The 18,375-nt window shown below is 47.4% G+C and carries 13 protein-coding genes; 9 read left to right on the top strand and 4 right to left on the bottom strand.

The features are described 5' to 3' along the window. Positions 1–234: 234 nt before the first annotated feature. The 3 genes from BEL04_RS21645 to BEL04_RS21635 are packed head-to-tail and all read left to right on the top strand — an operon-like array spanning position 235 to position 7,316. Positions 235–4,353, top strand: a complete 4,119-nt coding sequence (locus BEL04_RS21645; protein ID WP_066007471.1) for a gliding motility-associated C-terminal domain-containing protein — start codon at positions 235–237, stop codon at positions 4,351–4,353. Continuing rightward, a complete protein-coding gene (locus BEL04_RS21640; protein WP_066007470.1) occupies positions 4,350–5,345 on the top strand; it encodes a PorP/SprF family type IX secretion system membrane protein in 996 nt (331 codons plus the stop codon). The genes BEL04_RS21645 and BEL04_RS21640 overlap by 4 nt, the downstream gene beginning before the upstream one ends. Positions 5,346–5,354: 9 nt before the next feature. Further along, positions 5,355–7,316, top strand: coding sequence for an OmpA family protein (locus tag BEL04_RS21635; protein ID WP_066007469.1), 1,962 nt, complete (start codon positions 5,355–5,357; stop codon positions 7,314–7,316). 623 nt (positions 7,317–7,939) lie between these two features. Here BEL04_RS21635 and BEL04_RS21630 read toward each other — a convergent pair. Both BEL04_RS21630 and pgi read right to left on the bottom strand, forming a co-directional pair. After that, on the bottom strand, positions 7,940–8,821 hold the full coding sequence (locus BEL04_RS21630; RefSeq protein WP_066007468.1) for a hypothetical protein: 882 nt from the start codon (positions 8,819–8,821) through the stop codon (positions 7,940–7,942). Between the two features lie 98 nt (positions 8,822–8,919). Next, positions 8,920–10,569 carry a glucose-6-phosphate isomerase gene (gene pgi / locus BEL04_RS21625; protein ID WP_066007467.1) on the bottom strand — a complete coding sequence of 550 codons (1,650 nt, stop codon included), beginning with the start codon at positions 10,567–10,569 and terminating at the stop codon, positions 8,920–8,922. Between the two features lie 268 nt (positions 10,570–10,837). Here pgi and BEL04_RS21620 point away from each other — a divergent pair, with 268 nt between their 5' ends. Next, positions 10,838–11,266, top strand: a complete 429-nt coding sequence (locus BEL04_RS21620; RefSeq protein ID WP_066007464.1) for a hypothetical protein — start codon at positions 10,838–10,840, stop codon at positions 11,264–11,266. A 291-nt stretch (positions 11,267–11,557) separates the two neighbouring features. Here BEL04_RS21620 and BEL04_RS21615 read toward each other — a convergent pair whose 3' ends face one another. Beyond that, positions 11,558–13,300 (bottom strand): M14 family zinc carboxypeptidase, encoded by a 1,743-nt coding sequence (locus tag BEL04_RS21615; protein WP_066008037.1) that lies wholly within the window; start codon positions 13,298–13,300, stop codon positions 11,558–11,560. A gap of 172 nt (positions 13,301–13,472) precedes the next feature. Here BEL04_RS21615 and fumC point away from each other — a divergent pair, with 172 nt between their 5' ends. From fumC to BEL04_RS21590, 5 genes are all read left to right on the top strand, one after another. After that, positions 13,473–14,870 carry a class II fumarate hydratase gene (fumC, locus tag BEL04_RS21610; RefSeq protein ID WP_066007462.1) on the top strand — a complete coding sequence of 466 codons (1,398 nt, stop codon included), beginning with the start codon at positions 13,473–13,475 and terminating at the stop codon, positions 14,868–14,870. 42 nt (positions 14,871–14,912) lie between these two features. Beyond that, positions 14,913–15,428, top strand: a complete 516-nt coding sequence (locus BEL04_RS21605; RefSeq protein WP_066007460.1) for a hypothetical protein — start codon at positions 14,913–14,915, stop codon at positions 15,426–15,428. Positions 15,429–15,556: 128 nt separating this feature from the next. Next, positions 15,557–16,000, top strand: coding sequence for a low molecular weight protein-tyrosine-phosphatase (locus BEL04_RS21600; protein WP_066007458.1), 444 nt, complete (start codon positions 15,557–15,559; stop codon positions 15,998–16,000). Further along, the gene (locus BEL04_RS21595) at positions 15,997–16,272 is read left to right on the top strand and encodes a hypothetical protein (RefSeq protein WP_066007457.1); all 276 of its coding nucleotides are present in this window, start codon (positions 15,997–15,999) and stop codon (positions 16,270–16,272) included. The genes BEL04_RS21600 and BEL04_RS21595 overlap by 4 nt, the downstream gene beginning before the upstream one ends. Before the next feature lie 33 nt (positions 16,273–16,305). Further along, positions 16,306–17,022 (top strand): TonB family protein, encoded by a 717-nt coding sequence (locus tag BEL04_RS21590; protein WP_139113143.1) that lies wholly within the window; start codon positions 16,306–16,308, stop codon positions 17,020–17,022. 67 nt (positions 17,023–17,089) lie between these two features. On the opposite strand, the gene BEL04_RS21585 is transcribed toward BEL04_RS21590, so the two are convergent. Continuing rightward, positions 17,090–18,112, bottom strand: a complete 1,023-nt coding sequence (locus tag BEL04_RS21585) for a GNAT family N-acetyltransferase (protein ID WP_066007455.1) — start codon at positions 18,110–18,112, stop codon at positions 17,090–17,092. Between the last annotated feature and the right edge of the window lie 263 nt (positions 18,113–18,375).

The raw sequence follows: 18,375 nt of genomic DNA, 5'->3' as shown, positions 1-18,375 counted from the left end.
CAGAACCCCAAAAGTTTTCAACATTTTTTGTAAATACTTGTAACTAAACTAAAAAGACTTTCGTAAAAGTATAACTCACCGGTAAATTGTTGAAAAACGAAATATCGGAAGCCACGCATCGTGCTTTGACAATACAACAAACAGGCCTGATGCGCAGCTACTTACGGTGATGATAAACAAGAACTTCTGCTAATTGCTATAACTGTGAAAACATTTTACTTATCCCTTGATAAAATGCGCAGGTTGCTTTTAAGTGGCTTCTTTTCGGTTATTTTTATATTGAGCCTGTCATTCGGTTCATTTGCGCAAACACCTCAGCCGATCACGATATGCAGTGGAGCCTCGATCGTAATTCAGGGCGATGCGGTTTCTCCGACGCCGAGCAGCTATCAATGGGAGTTGCTGCAAGGCAGCACCTGGGGAAATGCGCCCGGCACCAGTACAGGAGCAGATTATCCGCCATCGTTACTCACCAATAACACTTTGGCGCCTATTATATACAGTATCAGGCGTAAAATTATAGTGAGCGGCAACACGGTTTACGATTCTTATTACGATGTGACCACCTTGCCGTCGGCAGCCATTTCAAATAATAGCCTGACGCCGCCTGCAGTAACGGCATTTTGCGCACCGGGCACACCTGCAACCATTAGCGGCAGTACGCCGACAGGCGGTAACGGGCAGTTTACTTATCAGTGGCAAAGCTCTGCTGATAATATCGGCTTCAGCAACATCTCGGGCGCTACAGCGATAAACTATACCCCGGGCTCATTAGCCGTGACAACCTATTTCCGCAGGGTAGTCTTTGGCAGCAGTTGTGTTGCTACCTCGATAAGCAATGTGGTTACCATTACCGTATATCCAACTGTATCGAACAATAATATAACTGCGCCGGCAACAAACAGTTTTTGCCGGCCCAACGATCCGGCCAGTATCAGCGGTAATACGCCAACAGGGGGAACGGGTAGCTTTAGTTATCAATGGCAGCAATCGACAGATAACGTAAATTTTACAGATATAGCGGGTGCTACCTCAAGGGATTATGATCCATCGCTGCTTTCAACAACTACTTATTACCGGCGTGTAGCAACATCGGGTATATGCTCAACGCCGGTGATCGGCAACGTAGTTACCATTTCAATTTTAAGTGCCCCGGTAAATAACAATATAACCGCGCCCGCTTTAGCATCGTTTTGTTCGGGTGGCGATCCGGCAATTATAACGGGTAATATCCCAAGCGGGGGCAACGGTACCTACAGCTATCAATGGCAGCAGTCGACAGATAATATCAATTTCAGCAATATAGCAGGCGCTACTGCTAAGGATTATGATCCTGCAGCAATCAGCACTACAACCTATTACCGCCGTACAGTAGTTTCGGGTGCGTGTACTACCCCGCTTGTCAGTAATGTGGTTACAATAAGCATCGTATCACCGCCAACCGTACCACTGGCTGCGCAATCTGCTGTTACTGTGTGCCAGGGCAATACGGCAACTTTATCGGTTAACAATCCGCAAAGCGGTATAACCTACAACTGGTATGATAGCGCTACTAAAACCAATTTGCTGTTTACCGGTTCAACTTACGTTACCGGGCCAATTGCTGCCAATACTACTTTTTATGTGGAAAGCTCAAACGGTTTGTGCTCAAGCCCGTCGATGGCCAGCGTACAGGTAAATGCTACAGCAGCACCGGCAACCCCGGTGCTGACCAACAATCCAACCAATACCTGTATGGGCACTTCGGCAACGATAACCATAGCCAATCCGCAGGCCGGTGTTACCTATAACTGGTACAGCGTTGCTGCCGGTGGTGCGGTGTTATTTACCGGAACCAGTTATACCACGCCGGTACTGTCGGCAAATGCGACCTATTATGTTGAAGGGGTAAATGCCGGTGGGTGTACCTCGGCCCGTACTGCCGCTAATGTAACTATACTGCCCGTTTTAACCCCGTTAAGTAATAACAGCATTACCGCACCGGCTGTAACAAGCTTTTGTTCGGCAGGCGACCCGGCGAACATTACCGGTAGTACGCCCGCAGGAGGCAATGGTACATACAGCTACCAATGGCAGATATCTACAGATAATATCAACTTTACCAATATTACCGGAGCTACCGCAATTAACTACGACCCGGCGGCAATTAGCACCACCACTTATTACCGCCGTGTGGTTTCGTCGGGCCAATGTCTGACGCCGCTGATCAGCAGCAGCGTGGCTTTTACTATGATGACGCCACCCGCCACACCGTCGGCGCCACCCGGTGCGACCGTTTGTCAGGGCAGCCCCGCAACCTTATCGGTAAGCAATCCACAAAGCGGCATGACCTACAACTGGTATGATAGCGCCACCAAAACTAATTTGCTGTTTACCGGCCCTACATTTGTTACGGCGCCCATATCAGCAAATACTACTTTTTATGTCGAAAGCTCAAACGGGTTATGTTCAAGCCCGTCGATGGCCAGTGTACAGGTTACCGTTACTGCGCTGCCGGTAATGCCTGCATTAACCAATAACCCAACCAATACCTGTATGGGCACTTCTGCAACCATAACGATAGCAAACCCGCAGGCAGGAGTTACCTACAACTGGTACAGTGTTTCAACCGGCGGTACGGTGTTATTTACCGGTACAGGTTATACTACCCCGGTATTGTCATCAAATGCAACTTACTATGTTGAAGCGGTAAATTCCGGAGGATGTGCCTCGGCGAGGACTGCCGCAAACGTAACTATACTGCCGGTTTTAACACCGGTAAGCAATAACAGCGTCGCGGCACCGAGTGTAACCAGTTTTTGTTTGGCGGGCGACCCAGCTAACATTGCCGGAAGCGCGCCTGCCGGCGGCAACAATACCTACAGCTATCAATGGCAGCAATCAACCGATAATGTAAACTTTACCAACATTGCCGGCGCCACAGCAAGCGATTACGACCCGGCCGCTATTACGGCAACAACCTATTATCGCCGCATAGTTTCATCCGGGCAATGTACCACCCCGGTTATCAGCAACAGCGTTGGTATTACCATTATGGTACCGCCTACCATACCGCCAACGGTACAGCCATCGGTAACCGTATGCCCCGGCAGCCCCGCTGTGCTTTCGGTAAGCAACCCGCAGGCAGGCTTTACCTATAACTGGTACGACAGCCCTGCTAAAACAACGTTGCTGTTTACCGGTGTAAGCTATACCACAGTACCGCTTACAGCAACAAAAACATTTTATGTAGAAAGCTCTAATGGTGCATGTTCAGGTTCATCGATGGCATCGATACAGGTAAATATGGCTACCCCGCCAACTGCACCAACCCTGGCTATGGATACGGTTAATACATGTGCCGAGTCGCGCGCAACGTTTGTCATAGCAAACCCACAAAGCGGATTTGCCTATAACTGGTATCCGGCAGCTACGGGCGGTACACCCCTGTTTACCGGGACCTCGTTTACTACGCCGGTATTAACCGCCAATACAGTATACTATGTTGAGCAGGTAAACGGACAAGGCTGTAACTCATTGCAACGAACAGCCTGTTACGCTACCTTAATACCAATGCCGCAGTATACTACCCAGGATGCCCTGGTTTGCCCGGGCTCTAATGCTACACTGGCCGCAAATACCAGCGACCATAATGTCAGCTTTGCATGGTATACCACCCCAACAGGCGGCACACCGGTAAGTACCGGCGATACGTTATCGGTACCCGTTGCCACAGCTAACGTAACTTATTATGTCGAGGCTACTAATACGCTTACCGGGTGCGTTACAACAACCCGTAAGCTTGCACAAGTGCAAATACTGCAGCCATTAGCCGCGCCGGTGGCGGCGGTAAATTCGGTTACCGATAACAGTGTAACCTTTGGATGGAATGCTGTAACAGGCGCCATAACCTATATGGTTAGTACCGATAACGGATCGAGCTATGGCGGGCCGAGTTCGGGTGCGAGTGGTTTAACACATACGGTATCATCATTAAAACAGAATCAAAGCGTAACCCTGGTGGTGCGGGCTATGGGTATTACCCCTTGTTCGCTCAGCGCCAACTCGAATGCCGTTACAGGCCAGGCGCTCAACCAAACCGATGATATTTATGTGCCCAATGCCTTTACACCTAATGGCGACGGCAATAACGATGTGGTTTATGTACACAGTGAAGGAATCAAAAGCTTAAGCTTTTACGTATACAACCAATGGGGGCAGATGATTTTCAGTTCGGCAGAAAAAAATAACGGTTGGGATGGCACCTATAAAGGGGTTAAAGAGCCACTGGGCGTTTATACCTATTTTTTGAAGGCAGTGATGAACAACGGGCACGAAGTGAATAAAAAAGGAACCATTACTTTACTCAAGTGAAAAAACTAACTCTAAATACTGTAATACTTTTGCTGGTACTGGCCGGCACGGCAAATGCGCAGGTCGACCCGCATTTTTCGCAGTATTATGCCTATCCCATGTGGCTCAACCCCGCCTTAACAGGTGTTATTGACGGCGATGCCCGTATAACAGCCAATCTGAAAGATCAGTGGCGCGGGGTAGATAACGGGTATAAAACAGGTGGCGTATCAGGCGATCTCCGTACTTCTGATAAGGTAGCGCTCGGTTTCAACATGATCGATCAGTCGGCCGGCACGGCGGGGTATAACTACCTGGCGACATACGGGTCGTTTGCCTATCAGATCCCCGTATCCGACAATCAATACCAAAAGCTGAGCTTTGGTATACAGGCCGGCTTCATCAACCGCAGTTTCGACGCCAACAAACTGCAGTTTGATAACCAGTATAACTCATCTACAGGGGGCTATGATGGGTCGATGTCTAACTTTGAGAACTTTACCACTACCAGCGCCATGATATTTGACGCCAGCGCCGGTGTTTTTTATTACGACGGAAACCCCGATAACGACGTTAACCTTTTTGGCGGGGTTGCTGCGGCACACCTTACACCGGCAAAGAACCCGGTGAACAGCGATGGCCTTAACGGCACCCTCCCGTTCCGTTACACCATACACGGCGGCCTGCGCATACGCGCTTCCGAACTGGTTGATATTACCACCCACGCTTTGTATATTGGACAGGAAAAAAACCAGATATGCGCTGCAGGGATGAACCTGGAATTAAGGTTCCAGGCCGATCACAGTTTGATCCTGGGCGGCATGTATCGCCTCAACGATGCCGCAGTGGCCAATCTGGGTTTTCACATGGGCAACACCATTATCGGGATGAGTTATGACTACACCACCTCGCCGCTGCAAACAGCCATGCCGCAGGGAACTTATGAGATATCGATCAGCTACCTGTTCAAACACCACCTGTCAAACCGCGATCAGGTATGTCCGCGATTGTAAGTTATCTGCATGAAACGATTGATATTTGTCACCCTTCTTCTCATCGTTCAAGCTGCCGCGGCACAAAACAAGGCTTATAAAGAACGTGCGGATAGGGCTTTCGACGAAAAAGATTACGTCACTTCCGCCTATTATTATGAGAAAGCCCTGGAAAATAAAACAGCCACAACGCAGGGCACAGTGCCTTATTTTTCGACCCGCCAAAATGTGTACGAAGACGAAAAAATGGCCGGGTATATTATTTACCGCCTGGCCGAATCGTACCGCCTTTACCATAACCTGCTACAGGCCGAGCCCTGGTACAGGTACGTTATCGATAAGTATGTTACCACCTATCCTCTGTCCCGCTACTGGTATGCCGTATGCCTGCGTTCGAACAAAAAAATTGATGAAGCCATAAAAAACCTGCAACTGTTTTTGAAGGATAACAAGGATAAACAATATACTGCCATAGCCAATAAAGAATTGGCCACCTGCCTTTTTGCACAGGCGCAGATCAAAAACCCGACATTATCATCAGCTGCCAAAATGCAGGGCATAAACGGCGATGCAGGCGACTTTGGCCTCACGGTAAACAACGGCAAATACTGGTTCACTTCGTCGCGCTCCGTGCGCGGCGGCAGCGAACGTATCAATCATCTTTACATTGCCGACCAGGCCAATCCCGCTAAGGTAAACCGCGTTGATCCGGGCGGAGATACCCGGCAACAAATGCATTATGGCCCGGCGTCGCTCAGCGCTTCGGGTAAGCTGATGTATTTTACCATCTGGTATAAAGAACAGGAAAAAACCATCTCGGCCATCTATTACAGTAAAAACAGCGCAGGCAAATGGTCGGCTCCGCAAAAACTCAATCGGGTAAATGCCGATGGATACAACTCGATGCAGCCATCGGTTGCCGACGATGGCAAACGTTTGTTCTTCGCCTCTAACCGCCCGGGTGGCCAGGGCGGTACCGATATCTGGATAAGCGACCTGGATGCCGACGGACAACCCATAAATGCCACGAACGCAGGCAGCAGCATCAACACGACAGATGACGAACAGGCCCCCTATTACAGCATTGCGGAGCATAAACTGTACTTCAGCTCAAAAGGCCTTGCCGGAATGGGCGGTTTCGATTTGTTTGAAAGTACCGATACCCTGGGCAGCTCATGGACAAAACCCCATAACCTGGGCTATCCGCTCAACTCTACCAAAGACGATCTGTACTATTACCCCGATAGCCGCGACAGTTCGGTAGCCTATCTCAGCTCCGACCGCGAATCCGAATGTTGCCTCAACCTGTTCAAGGCCAAAATAGTAAGGCCCAAACCTGTGCCGCCGCCTACTGCCATACTCACTGGTACCGTAATCAACTGCGCTACCGGTAAGCCTTTGCAGGGTGTAACTATTACGCTGCTGGATTCGCTTACCAGCCAGGTTGCAAGCTATATTACCGATGCCACCGGCCGCTACAAGATAAGGCTTACCGCCAGGCACAACTATAGCCTGCGTTTGGAAAAGAAGGATTACTTTGCCAAATACGCACCTGTACCCGCAGTTACCACAACCAAGGTAGATACCCTGTTTAACCCCGTGGTTTGCCAGCAGGAGTATCAGCTCAATAAGCCTATTGTTATCAACAATATCCTGTACGATTTCAACAGCTTCGAACTCAAACCCGAGTCAAAAACGGTACTCGACGGCCTGATCACCATCCTGAACGATAACCCGAAGATCAAGGTGGAGCTGGGCTCGCATACCGACGGCCTGGGTACCGATAAGGCTAATAACGAATTATCACAGGACAGGGCGCAGGAATGCGTGAACTATATTATCCTCAAAGGCATCGCCCCCGAGCGTATCATTGCCAAAGGTTATGGCAAGCAGGTGCCCATCGCACCCAATACTTTACCCAACGGCCAGGATAACCCCGAAGGCCGTAAACTTAACCGCCGCACGGAGTTTACGGTATTGAGTAACGAGTAATACAATGTGCAGATGAGTAAACGTGCAAATGTCTTTGCATCTTTTTGCTCCAAATGTATTCGATTTAGAAAGAGGAAGCCATGCTGAACTTGTTTCAGCACCCCGCAGGACAAGCTCCTCAGCAAGTACAGACACATGGTTATATATGGATATTTCTCCCGGCACTTTATTGGTGTTGTCACCAACAAGAGACGCATTGCCATATTCGCAACCCCAAAAATAAAACAGGGGGGTAATTGTCGATATTTTCAACAAGGTGTCGATGTTCGATTATCAAATTTATAACCATCCGGGTCAACAAAAACGCCATTATCAAATCCGCAACAAAAAATCCAAGGACATCGGTATTCTTCGGTATTTTTTTGTTAGTTAATCGTATTCAATTAACAAATTGATAATCCTAATGGCTCGCCCATTTGCTTAAATATACCCAAAATTCAGCGATTTTGCAAAAAAGCGATGGTCTATATCCATTGCTTTCTGCAATTTTTCTGCCCCGGAGATGTTACCTGTTGTAGGATTAAGTAAGAAGAAGAAATAGCTCCGGAGGTGCTGCCCACCGGTTAATTAGTTATTGTACTTTACCAAAAAAATAGCGATGGGTTTCAAACCCATCGCTATTTTTAATCAATAACTTCAAAGAAGTTCTCTTTGAGTAAGTTAAATTTCGAATTTTTAACTGGAGATTGATCATGAAACCCATGGAATACTTTTATCACGGCAGTACTATATGATGGCTTAATGTAAAGCGTATCAAATCCCCGCACAGATTCAAATATCCTGTCCTCGTTTATGCAATAATAGTTGACTGTAAAATACAACGGATCTCCCCATTCTGTGCGAGCATGGTATTTAACAAAATAAACCCGGCGGTTTTGCTCATCAATCAATAGATTATCGGCTACACAGTTCAGAGAGAGCAACTCATCTTCAAAATATAAGGAGCCTACGTATGGGCCGCCCATATTGATTATTTGCCCCGCATCTTCCATATGCAGCCCATACTTTGGGAGAACCAGTTCTTTAGTAGTTAATATGCTATCTTTTGAAATGTTTCGTTCATCAAAGGCTTCTATAATCTCATCAAATCTACTTTCGGTCCAGTATCCTGTTCTGGGTTGCTTGAACAGGCTTTTTTGGTTATAAAAGACCGATAAATAAACAACACGTGTTTTGCCGAAACCAGTGGTTTTCTCAAATTTAAAACAATCGGCTGCATCGCTAATTGAACATATTTGCTCGCGATTTGTGTAGGATAATTCAACTTTATCGGCATTTATCGAGACCGATAAAATATAAAATCGTTGAGACTTTATTGCCTGAAAATATACGATAGTGAAAATGAATACAGTTAAACCAAGATACGTAGGCCAATCAATCGCCCCTTTATTGATTACCGCCCCGCCGATGAAAATGAAAGCAACAATTGCAAAGGCGCCTGTTATTGAAGTGCTGACTCTTTTGTGATAGCGCTCATTTTCGCTGTGAATGTGAAACTCCCCCATTGATCAATATTGCTATAAGATATCAAAAAAATAGCGATAGGCTCCAAGACCCATCGCTATTCTAAAACGCTCATGCTGGTGTCCTCACCGGCACGATGTTACCTCCAGGCCTTAAACTGGTTGATCAACCCGTTGGTCGAAGCATCGTGGCTGCTCACCTCGTCGTTATTGCGCAGCTCCGGCAATATTTTACCTGCCAGTTGCTTGCCCAGCTCAACACCCCATTGGTCAAAACTGTAAATGTTCCACATAATGCCCTGTACAAATATCTTATGCTCATACATCGCGATAAGCGAACCTAAGCTGCGCGGCGTGATTTTCTTTACCAGGATGGAGTTGGTCGGGCGGTTGCCTTCAAATACTTTAAAAGGTGCGATATCTTTAATCTCCTGCTCGCTTTTGCCCGATGCCTTCAGCTCGGTTATTACTTCCTCTTCGGTCTTGCCGTTCATCAAAGCTTCGGTTTGCGCGAAGAAGTTGGATAGCAGCAAAGTATGATGCTCACCTATCGGGTTGTGTGTTTGTGCAGGCGCTATAAAATCGCAGGGGATAAGCTTGGTGCCCTGGTGTATCAGCTGGTAAAAGGCATGCTGCCCGTTAGTGCCCGGCTCGCCCCAGATGATGGGCCCGGTTGAGTAATCAACAGGCCGGCCGTTACGGTCGACGTATTTGCCGTTGCTTTCCATATCGCCCTGTTGAAAGTAAGCCGCAAAACGGTGCATATACTGGTCGTACGGTAAAATGGCCTCGGTTTGCGCGCCGAAAAAGTTATTGTACCATATCCCCATCAAAGCAAGCAGCACCGGCATGTTCTGTTCAAATTCGGTCTCGCTAAAGTGTTTATCCATAGCGTGTGCGCCGGCCAGCAGCTCTTTAAAATTATCAAAGCCTACGCCCAGGCATATCGACAAGCCGATGGCGCTCCAAAGCGAATAGCGGCCGCCAACCCAATCCCAAAACTCAAACATATTTTTGGTGTCGATACCGAATGCCGATACCGCCTTGCCGTTGGTTGATAAAGCCGCGAAGTGTTTGGCAATATCCGCTTCCTTGGCACCCTCGCCTGCCAAAAACCACTCGCGTGCGCTATGGGCGTTGGCCATGGTCTCCTGCGTGGTAAAGGTTTTTGATGCGATCAGGAATAAAGTAGTTTCGGGTTTCAGGCTCTTCAGCGTTTCCGCGATATGCGTGCCGTCAACATTACTTACAAAATGCAGGTTCAGGTGGTTTTTGTAGGCCTTTAAAGCCTCGGTCACCATTACCGGTCCAAGGTCCGATCCGCCGATGCCGATATTCACCACATCGGTAATGGCTTTGCCGGTATAACCTTTCCATGCGCCCGATATCACCTCTTCCGAAAACTGCTGCATCTGTGCCAGTACTGCATTCACATCGGGCATCACGTCCTTGCCATCTACCAAAATCGGCGTATTGCTCTGGTTGCGCAAAGCAATGTGCAACACCGGCCGGCCTTCGGTCATGTTGATCTTTTCGCCGCCGAACATCGCTTTGATCGCATCGTTTACCATACATTCTTTGGCCATCTGTAGCAATAAAGCTACTGTCTCATCGTCGACGCGGTTTTTCGAGTAATCGAGCAAAATATCTTCAAACTGTACCGACATTTTAGTAAAGCGCTGGCTGTCAGTTTTGAAAAGATCTTTCAGGTGAACCTGCTCCAGTTTTTCGAACTGACTGGCCAGGTACGGATATGCTTGGGTTTGGGTGAAATTTATTTTAGGCAACATATTTGATGAGTATTTAGAGCCAAAATTAACAAGTAAACCAATACATCAACTATTTATTGAAAATAAGGTTTGCAAAAACGGTAAACTTAGTGTGGCAAGTACACCTATAACTTAGTGTATATCATACACCATCTAAATTTAGAAATTTACAATAAAATGTAAATTATATTTTGATAATCCAAATTATTAATTAGTATATTTGTAGTATCAATAACAAAACGGTAAAAAAATCATCATTTTGTTAATACACTTTTAAATTTATTTAGCAATGTTTGAAAATCTCTTTTTACTCGTAAAAAACAACGCCGGAAAGGCTGTGATCGGCAACCCCGAGATTGCTGAAAAAGACCGTGAAGCGGTGATCACCGAAGCATCAAGCTCTATCATCGATGTATTGAAAAACCACATCGAAACCGGACGCATGAAAGACCTGGTTAACTTCTTCCAGCTCAACGGTATTTACAACAACCCGCTGGTGAACAGCATGGTGAACAAATTCGCCAACCGTTTAAACAAGTATTACAACATTTCGCCAAACTCGGCCTATAAAATTGCCGATGGCCTGATACCGCAGGTAATGGTGCAGTTTATGCAGCAAACCAAAACCGAAAAAAGCATGGGCGCCATGTTCACCCAGCTTAACGGTAACCGCGCCGACCTGACAGGCCTGGTAAACGGCATGATGCTGGCCTCGTAAAAAAGAGGTTTAAAAAATATTGCTACGATATAATGGCTTATCCATTATCCTTAGGGATGATAGATAAGCCATATTTGTTTTATAGGGGATACGTGTTTGGAGTACACTTAAATTTGCAATTACACCCTCGCACTCGCTCGCGTCCCGCGGGTGAGCAAGTCAGCAAATACAATCATCTAATGCGCATCTGAGCTATTCTTTTAAATGTTGGACATAATTAAGTGTAAATGGTAAGCCACTACTGTTCAAAAAAAACTCGAAATTGAACATCCGACATCCGAAATTAAAAGATCACTTCAAATCCAACTTCACATCCTGCATCAATCTCCCAACAGGGTAGCGCATATAAGTCTTTTCGTAGCTTGGCGTGGTTTGATAAATAAAGTTTAATTGCGCCCGCGCGCTTTTGGCCAGGTTAGGGTCGGCGGCTTTGGCATCATCCAGTTTCTTTTTCAATTCCGGGTCTTTCTTTAGCAAACCGGCGGCAACGTCTTCAAATACATAATCGCTGTACCCTTCTTTTTGCCCCAGCACCGAATCGAAAAAATTCCAGGCGAAGAAGGAGTCAACAGCCTGCGGCTCCAGCGTTTCAACAATATAGCGGTTAATGGCCTGGTTGGTATAAACCACGTAATCGCCCTCGTAAAACCTGATCGGCATATCAACCGGTTTAATAGGTACATTGCTGTGCAGGTAATGGCCTTCGTACGGGCGCATAGGCGGGCGCAACTCGCCGATATAATACATTTGCATGTTAAGTGTGGTATCATGCGTCAGGCGTTTCATCGCAACGCCGTTCAGCTTAAACAAGTCGATCACCTTACCCCAGGCCTGCGGGATGATGTAGGCCACCGGCTTATCCGCGGTAAGCGTAACCTTGTAATTATCAAAATACTTAATGGTTTTGGTAAAAGGCTTGCTGCGATCGTAGTACAATCGGCGCAGGCCGCTTACCTCGCTGGGCTTATAACCGGCGGTATAGCCTTTAAAGGTAATGGTATCGTAATTGGCCATATCCACATCCCAGTTAAGCGCAAAGGTTTTTTGCGATTTGGTTTCCTCATCAACGCGCTCCTTAAGTTTGCGGATCACGGTAGCATCGCGCTCGCAGATATCGAACAGGTGCTGCATAAAATCGTAGGTAGCATAAACCCGTTTATCAAACGTTTTGAGCATGTGCGTTTCGGTAATATAGCTGATGATGTTATGCTGGGCGGTAAAACCGGTAGCGAAGCGCGGCGTCTCCAAAAAAGCTACGATACCGCTATCCGGCGTACCGCGAAAACCTTCCACATAAGGGATCATCTCGTAACCGCTCTTTTTCATGCGTTTGTACAACTCGGGCGATAAAGTCTTGCCGGTATACTCGGCCAGCAGCGGGTTTTGCTTGTCTTTCTGCGTTTCGATCAGGGTCATCACGTACTGGTAATCGGCGCCGTCGCTGGTATGGTTGTCTAAAAATACCTGCGGTTTCCAGGTGTTGAGTATCTGCATAAAGCCTAAAACGTTGCGGCTGTCGGCCTTAATAAAATCGCGGTTCAGGTCGAGGTTGCGGTAATTTCCGCGAAAGCCGTAAGCCTCCGGTCCGTTCTGGCTAACACGAGATAAGCCACGCGTAATACAACCATCGATATTGTAAACCGCTACAACACACAGCACCAGGTTTTTGGGCAGGGCGTTCTTTTTAAGCAAATCGCGCACCAGCATCATGCTGGCATCAATACCTTCCGGTTCGCCGGGGTGGATGCCGTTGTTCACCAGGATCACGGTTTTGTTCATTTTGCGGATCTGCACCGGGTCGAACACCTTATCCCGCGAAAGCACGATCAGCGTCAACGGCTTGCCGATATCTGTCATCCCATAATTAAACAGGCGCATTTGAGGCTGTGTTTTGGCCAGCTTTTGGTAATAGGAAATGATCTCGGGATAGGCAGCGGTGTAGTTTTTGTCGGCATGGGCTTCAAACGGAGTTATTTGTGCTTGCGCGGATAACAGGCTTGCGCCGATGAGTAAAAGGCAGATGAGTTTTTTCATGATAATATACTTGATTCCACTGATGTGAAAAAATGATTTCACCGATAAGAATTAACCAATCGATATTGTTCGCAAAATCGGTGTAATCTAATCAAAATCTGTGTAATCAAAATCAAATCAATCGGTGAAATCACTCTAAAAAAATCAGTGAAATCACATTATCTTTGCCACCATGAGTTTCAGAACCGAACACGATACCATGGGCGAGGTACAGGTACCTGCCGATAAATACTGGGGCGCACAAACCGAGCGCTCGCGCAATAATTTTAAAATCGGCCCCGAGGCTTCCATGCCGAAGGAGATCATTGCCGCTTTTGCCTATTTGAAAAAAGCTGCCGCCTTTACCAATACCGATTGCGGGGTACTGCCGGCCGAAAAGCGCGACCTGATCGCAGCCGTTTGCGATGAGATATTGGCCGGCCAACTGGCAACAGAATTCCCGCTGGTGATCTGGCAAACAGGCTCGGGCACGCAATCCAACATGAACGTGAACGAGGTGATCGCTAACCGTGCGCACGTATTACAAGGCAACAAACTGGGCGAAGGCAAAACTTTCATCCACCCGAATGATGATGTGAACAAATCGCAGTCGTCAAACGATACTTACCCAACGGCCATGCACATCGCCGCCTATAAAATGGTGATCGATGTAACCATCCCCGGTATCGAAAAACTGCGCGATACGCTGAAAGCAAAATCCGAAGCCTTTAAATCGGTCGTAAAGATCGGCCGCACCCACCTGATGGATGCTACGCCGTTGACTTTAGGACAGGAGTTTTCGGGCTATGTATCGCAATTGGATCATGGGCTGAAAGCTTTAAAAAATACTTTAGATCACTTAAGCGAACTGGCATTAGGCGGCACCGCCGTTGGTACCGGCATCAACACGCCAAAAGGTTACGATGTTAAGGTTGCCGAATACATTGCCAGATTTACCGGCCTGCCATTCCGCACCGCCGAAAACAAATTTGAGGCTTTGGCCGCTCACGACGCTATTGTGGAAAGCCACGGCGCCCTGAAACAGATTGCCGTATCGCTGATGAAGATCGCCAACGATATCCGTATGCTGGCCTCGGGCCCGCGCTCGGGTATCGGCGAGATCCATATCCCGGATAACGAACCTGGCTCATCCATTATGCCGGGTAAAGTTAACCCGACCCAAAACGAAGCTGTGACCATGGTAGCCGCACAGGTAATGGGTAATGATGTAGCCATCTCGATAGGCGGCTCAAACGGGCACTACGAGCTCAACGTTTTCAAACCGGTAATGGCAGCCAATTTTTTACAATCGGCACGCCTGATTGGTGATGCCTGCGTATCTTTTAACGATCATTGCGCCAAGGGCATCGAACCGAACTACGAGGGCATCAAAAAACACCTCGAAAACTCGCTGATGCTGGTTACAGCTTTAAATCCGCACATCGGTTACGAAAACGCCGCCAAAATTGCCAAAACTGCTTTAAAGAACGGCAGCTCATTACGCGAAGCAGCCATAGGCTTAGGCTTATTAACCAACGAGCAGTTTGATGCTTGGGTACGCCCCGAAGATATGATCGGCAGTTTAAAATAAACCTCACCAAACCTCCCCTTTAGGGGAGGCTTTTTTATTTTTATGCACAGGTCTTCGGTTACTTTCGTTTTCGCTTTCTGCTTTGGGCTTTTTGCTTTAGGCTTAACGGCTTGTTCCTTTAATCCCAACTACCAGGGCAAAGGTGTTGCTTACCTGCAAGGCGAATGGCGGCAGGATTCGGTGGCAAGCGAAAAACGCCTGGTTAACTACGCACTTTACCATTTTACTTTTAGCTGCGACAGTTTTTTTGTGCGAATGGAAAATTATAGCACTGTAAATTACGGGGCAGATACCTGCATGAAGAACGGCCACTGGTTTGAGTACGCTAAAGGCAGCTACGAAGTGAGCGGCGATACCCTGCACATTAAAGGGTTTTATGCCAATGCCAACTACACGCTGAAAGACCCGGGCGGCTGCTTTAACAGCGGGGTTTATGAAGATAGCTTTAAAGTAAACAAACAAGGCGATTCAACCCTTAACCTGCAACCGCTTGGTAACCCCGTAGTGGTTAAAGTTAAACTGGTTAAACGCACAACCTGCGTACCGAAGCCGCTGTAACGGCACGATAACAATATTAAACGATGTCATCTCGACCTAAGGAGAGATATTCTGCTTCAAATCGGTCGCCAGCAGAAGATTTCTCTCTCGTTCCTTGTTCTAAATGACAATTTTAAAAGATATTCAATATGAAAATACTTATGGTTTGCCTCGGCAACATCTGCCGCTCACCACTTGCCCACGGCATTATGGAACAACTGGCCGCAGATAACGGCCTCGACTGGACTATCGATTCCGCCGGGACCGGTAACTGGCATATTGGCCAGGCGCCCGACAGGCGATCCATACGCACCGCATTTGAGCATGGTGTCGATATCAGCAAACAGGTATGCCGGCAGTTCTGTATCAGCGATTTTGATGATTATGATGTGATCTACGTGATGGATAAAAGCAACCTGCGCGATGTGCTTTCGCTTGCGCGGAACGACCGGGATGCCGCCAAAGTAAAGTTGTTGTTAGGTGATCAGGAAGTGCCCGACCCGTACTACAACGACAGCCAGTTTGAACCTGTGTTTAACATGTTGGAAGAGGGTTGTAAGCAAATTATAAAGACGTATATTAGTAATATATGAAACCCTTAGCTATTGCGTTTGCGCTGTTTTGCTTTTATACCACGGTGTACGCACAAAAAGTCGGCGATACCATTTATTACGATGCCAACTGGAAAAAGATAAAGAACAGGGATAATGCCTGGTATTTTCGCTCCATCGATAAAACAGCAGGCGGCCTGTTTTATGTAACCGATCATTACAGCAATGGCAATCCTCAAATGAGCGGTGCCTATTCATTCGCCAGGCCTGAAATTAAAAACGGAGAATTTACGTTTTATAACAGCCAGGGCTAGGTTACCAGCGTTCAAAACTATAAGGAAGATAAATTGAACGGCAGATACCAGAGGTTCTACGCCGACGGGAAAATTTCGTCGGAGCTGAGTTACGTTGATGGTAGGAGAGAAGGAAAAGCCACCTATTTCGATCATGAGGGTAAAGTGTCAGTCGTCCTTAACTATATGAACGATAAAGAAAATGGCAAATACCAATATTTCTTTCCTAATGGAAAAGTTCAATCCGAGGTTAATTATCTGAATGGTGAATATGACGGGAAATACCTCTCGTATTTTGAAACCGGGCAATTACGCACCGATCGTGAATACACTAAGGGTAAGCTGAACGGTTTATTTTTGTCGTATTATCCAGATGGAAAAAAGAAAAGAGAAGATCATTTTAAAAATGATAAACTAACCGAAGGTCAATGTTTTACACATTCGGGCGCCGATACATCCTATTTCCCTTTTATGGTTCCTCCCGAATTTATAGGCGGTGAAAAAGCTTGCGGTAAATACATACGCGATAATTTAAAATATCCCGAAGCTGCAAAGCAAAATAATGTGACCGGTAAAGTCTATATTTCTTTCAATATCGACCCCAATGGCGACCTGGTGGATGCAGAGGTAACTCGAGGCGCAGACCCTTTGTTGGATGATGCCGCATTGGCCATAGTGAAAACCATGCCTAAATGGAAACCGGGCAAAATGGACGGCCAGCCGGAAAGTATCAAATTCACACTACCCATTAATTTTAGCCTGGGCAATTAGGGTTATAACCATAATGATCCTATTCCAGCTATTGTCGGTGGGGACACCGACAATAACGTCTCCGATCTTATCTCGCCACCACAAAATAAGGCAGCATCTGCCCGTACCAGAAAGCCTCGCCCTGGCGCTGCATGCCCGCTTTTTGCAGCACGTTTTGCGAGGCCGAGTTCTCCGGGTCGGTAACGGCGGTAATCTCATCAAAGCCTAAACGGTTAAAGCCATAAGCTATCAGTTCGCGGGCCATTTCGGTTGCTATACCTTTGCCCCAATAGTCAGGTCGCAGGCTGTAACCCAGTTCCACTTTTTCGGGCGCGTCGACCGGGTGGCGCAACAGGCACGAGCCGATAAAATCGCCGGTCAGAGGTTCAAATATGCCCCAGCGCGCTAAGCCGGTATCGCCCCGGTATGCCTCCAACCCTTCCCTGAACAATTTGCGGTACTCGTCGGGGCTGCGTTTGGGCAGATAGCGTATCACCTCCTCGTCCGAATGCATAGCCACAAAGGCATCTTCTTCCTCGGGCCGGTATTCCCTCACGATCAGCCGCGGTGTCTGCGCAATTACTTTTGGGCGCAAAGCAAAATAATCTTCCCGCTGCAGGCTGTAAAACGCCAGCTCTTCCCCGCTGCGCACGGTGTTATCCCCACGCTTTAACCCCGCCTTAAGCAATACCTTGTGCGATAAACTATTCTCTTCAACCGTTACCGCGATGATCTCGCGCAGCTGCATCACCTCAAAGCCGTAACGCACCAGCGTTTTAGCCATTTCGGTAGCCAGGCCCCGGCCGTGGTAATGCAGGTGCAATGCGTAGCCCAGCTCGGCCTTCTCTGCATCTTCGGCATTATACCGCAAGATCGCCAGCCCGGCAAGCTCGCCTGTAACCACATCGAACATACCCCAGCGGGTTAATTTAATGCCCTGCAGGTAATCGGCAATGGTGTCGGTAAACACGTCGTAAATCTGCTGATGGCTGCGTTTCGGCAAATAGGCATTGATGCGGGTATCGGCCATCAGGGTAAAAAAGTGCTCTTTTTCTTCGGGTAAAAATTCGCGGATGATAAGCCGCGGAGTTCGGGCTATGATAGTAGACATAAGGCTAATTTAGAGAATAAAAGTATTATTGCTAAAGGTTGGCATAGTGCTTTAGCTAAGGTTGTGCATCAAGTTTTAAATACACTGGGGATAGGGAGACTTTATTTAGAATTCAATCATTCAGTCAATCAATCCTTCAATCATTATTATTGGGGCGTTTCCCTGCGGGCCGCGCTTTCCGCTCATACTGCACAGGCATTAGCCTCGGCCTGCCCTAACCGTCGCGCGGCCGGTATCCGCTGCAATCGCTAACGCAAACCTTG

The organism is Mucilaginibacter sp. PPCGB 2223 (assembly GCF_001705515.1).
In the GTDB taxonomy this organism is placed as follows: Bacteria; Bacteroidota; Bacteroidia; order Sphingobacteriales; family Sphingobacteriaceae; genus Mucilaginibacter.
The sequence above is the reverse complement of the archived record's forward strand: the minus strand, read 5'-3'. Positions and strand labels throughout refer to the sequence as shown.

What these genes read in the sequence shown, in the direction of transcription:
- BEL04_RS21645 (WP_066007471.1), top strand. Translation starts at nt 235, where the DNA reads ATGCGCAGGTTGCTTTTAAGTGGCTTCTTTTCGGTTATTTTTATATTG.
- BEL04_RS21635 (WP_066007469.1), top strand. Translation starts at nt 5,355, where the DNA reads ATGAAACGATTGATATTTGTCACCCTTCTTCTCATCGTTCAAGCTGCC.
- BEL04_RS21630 (WP_066007468.1), bottom strand. Translation starts at nt 8,821, where the DNA reads ATGGGGGAGTTTCACATTCACAGCGAAAATGAGCGCTATCACAAAAGA.
- pgi (WP_066007467.1), bottom strand. Translation starts at nt 10,569, where the DNA reads ATGTTGCCTAAAATAAATTTCACCCAAACCCAAGCATATCCGTACCTG.
- BEL04_RS21620 (WP_066007464.1), top strand. Translation starts at nt 10,838, where the DNA reads ATGTTTGAAAATCTCTTTTTACTCGTAAAAAACAACGCCGGAAAGGCT.
- BEL04_RS21615 (WP_066008037.1), bottom strand. Translation starts at nt 13,300, where the DNA reads ATGAAAAAACTCATCTGCCTTTTACTCATCGGCGCAAGCCTGTTATCC.
- fumC (WP_066007462.1), top strand. Translation starts at nt 13,473, where the DNA reads ATGAGTTTCAGAACCGAACACGATACCATGGGCGAGGTACAGGTACCT.
- BEL04_RS21605 (WP_066007460.1), top strand. Translation starts at nt 14,913, where the DNA reads ATGCACAGGTCTTCGGTTACTTTCGTTTTCGCTTTCTGCTTTGGGCTT.
- BEL04_RS21600 (WP_066007458.1), top strand. Translation starts at nt 15,557, where the DNA reads ATGAAAATACTTATGGTTTGCCTCGGCAACATCTGCCGCTCACCACTT.
- BEL04_RS21595 (WP_066007457.1), top strand. Translation starts at nt 15,997, where the DNA reads ATGAAACCCTTAGCTATTGCGTTTGCGCTGTTTTGCTTTTATACCACG.
- BEL04_RS21585 (WP_066007455.1), bottom strand. Translation starts at nt 18,112, where the DNA reads ATGTCTACTATCATAGCCCGAACTCCGCGGCTTATCATCCGCGAATTT.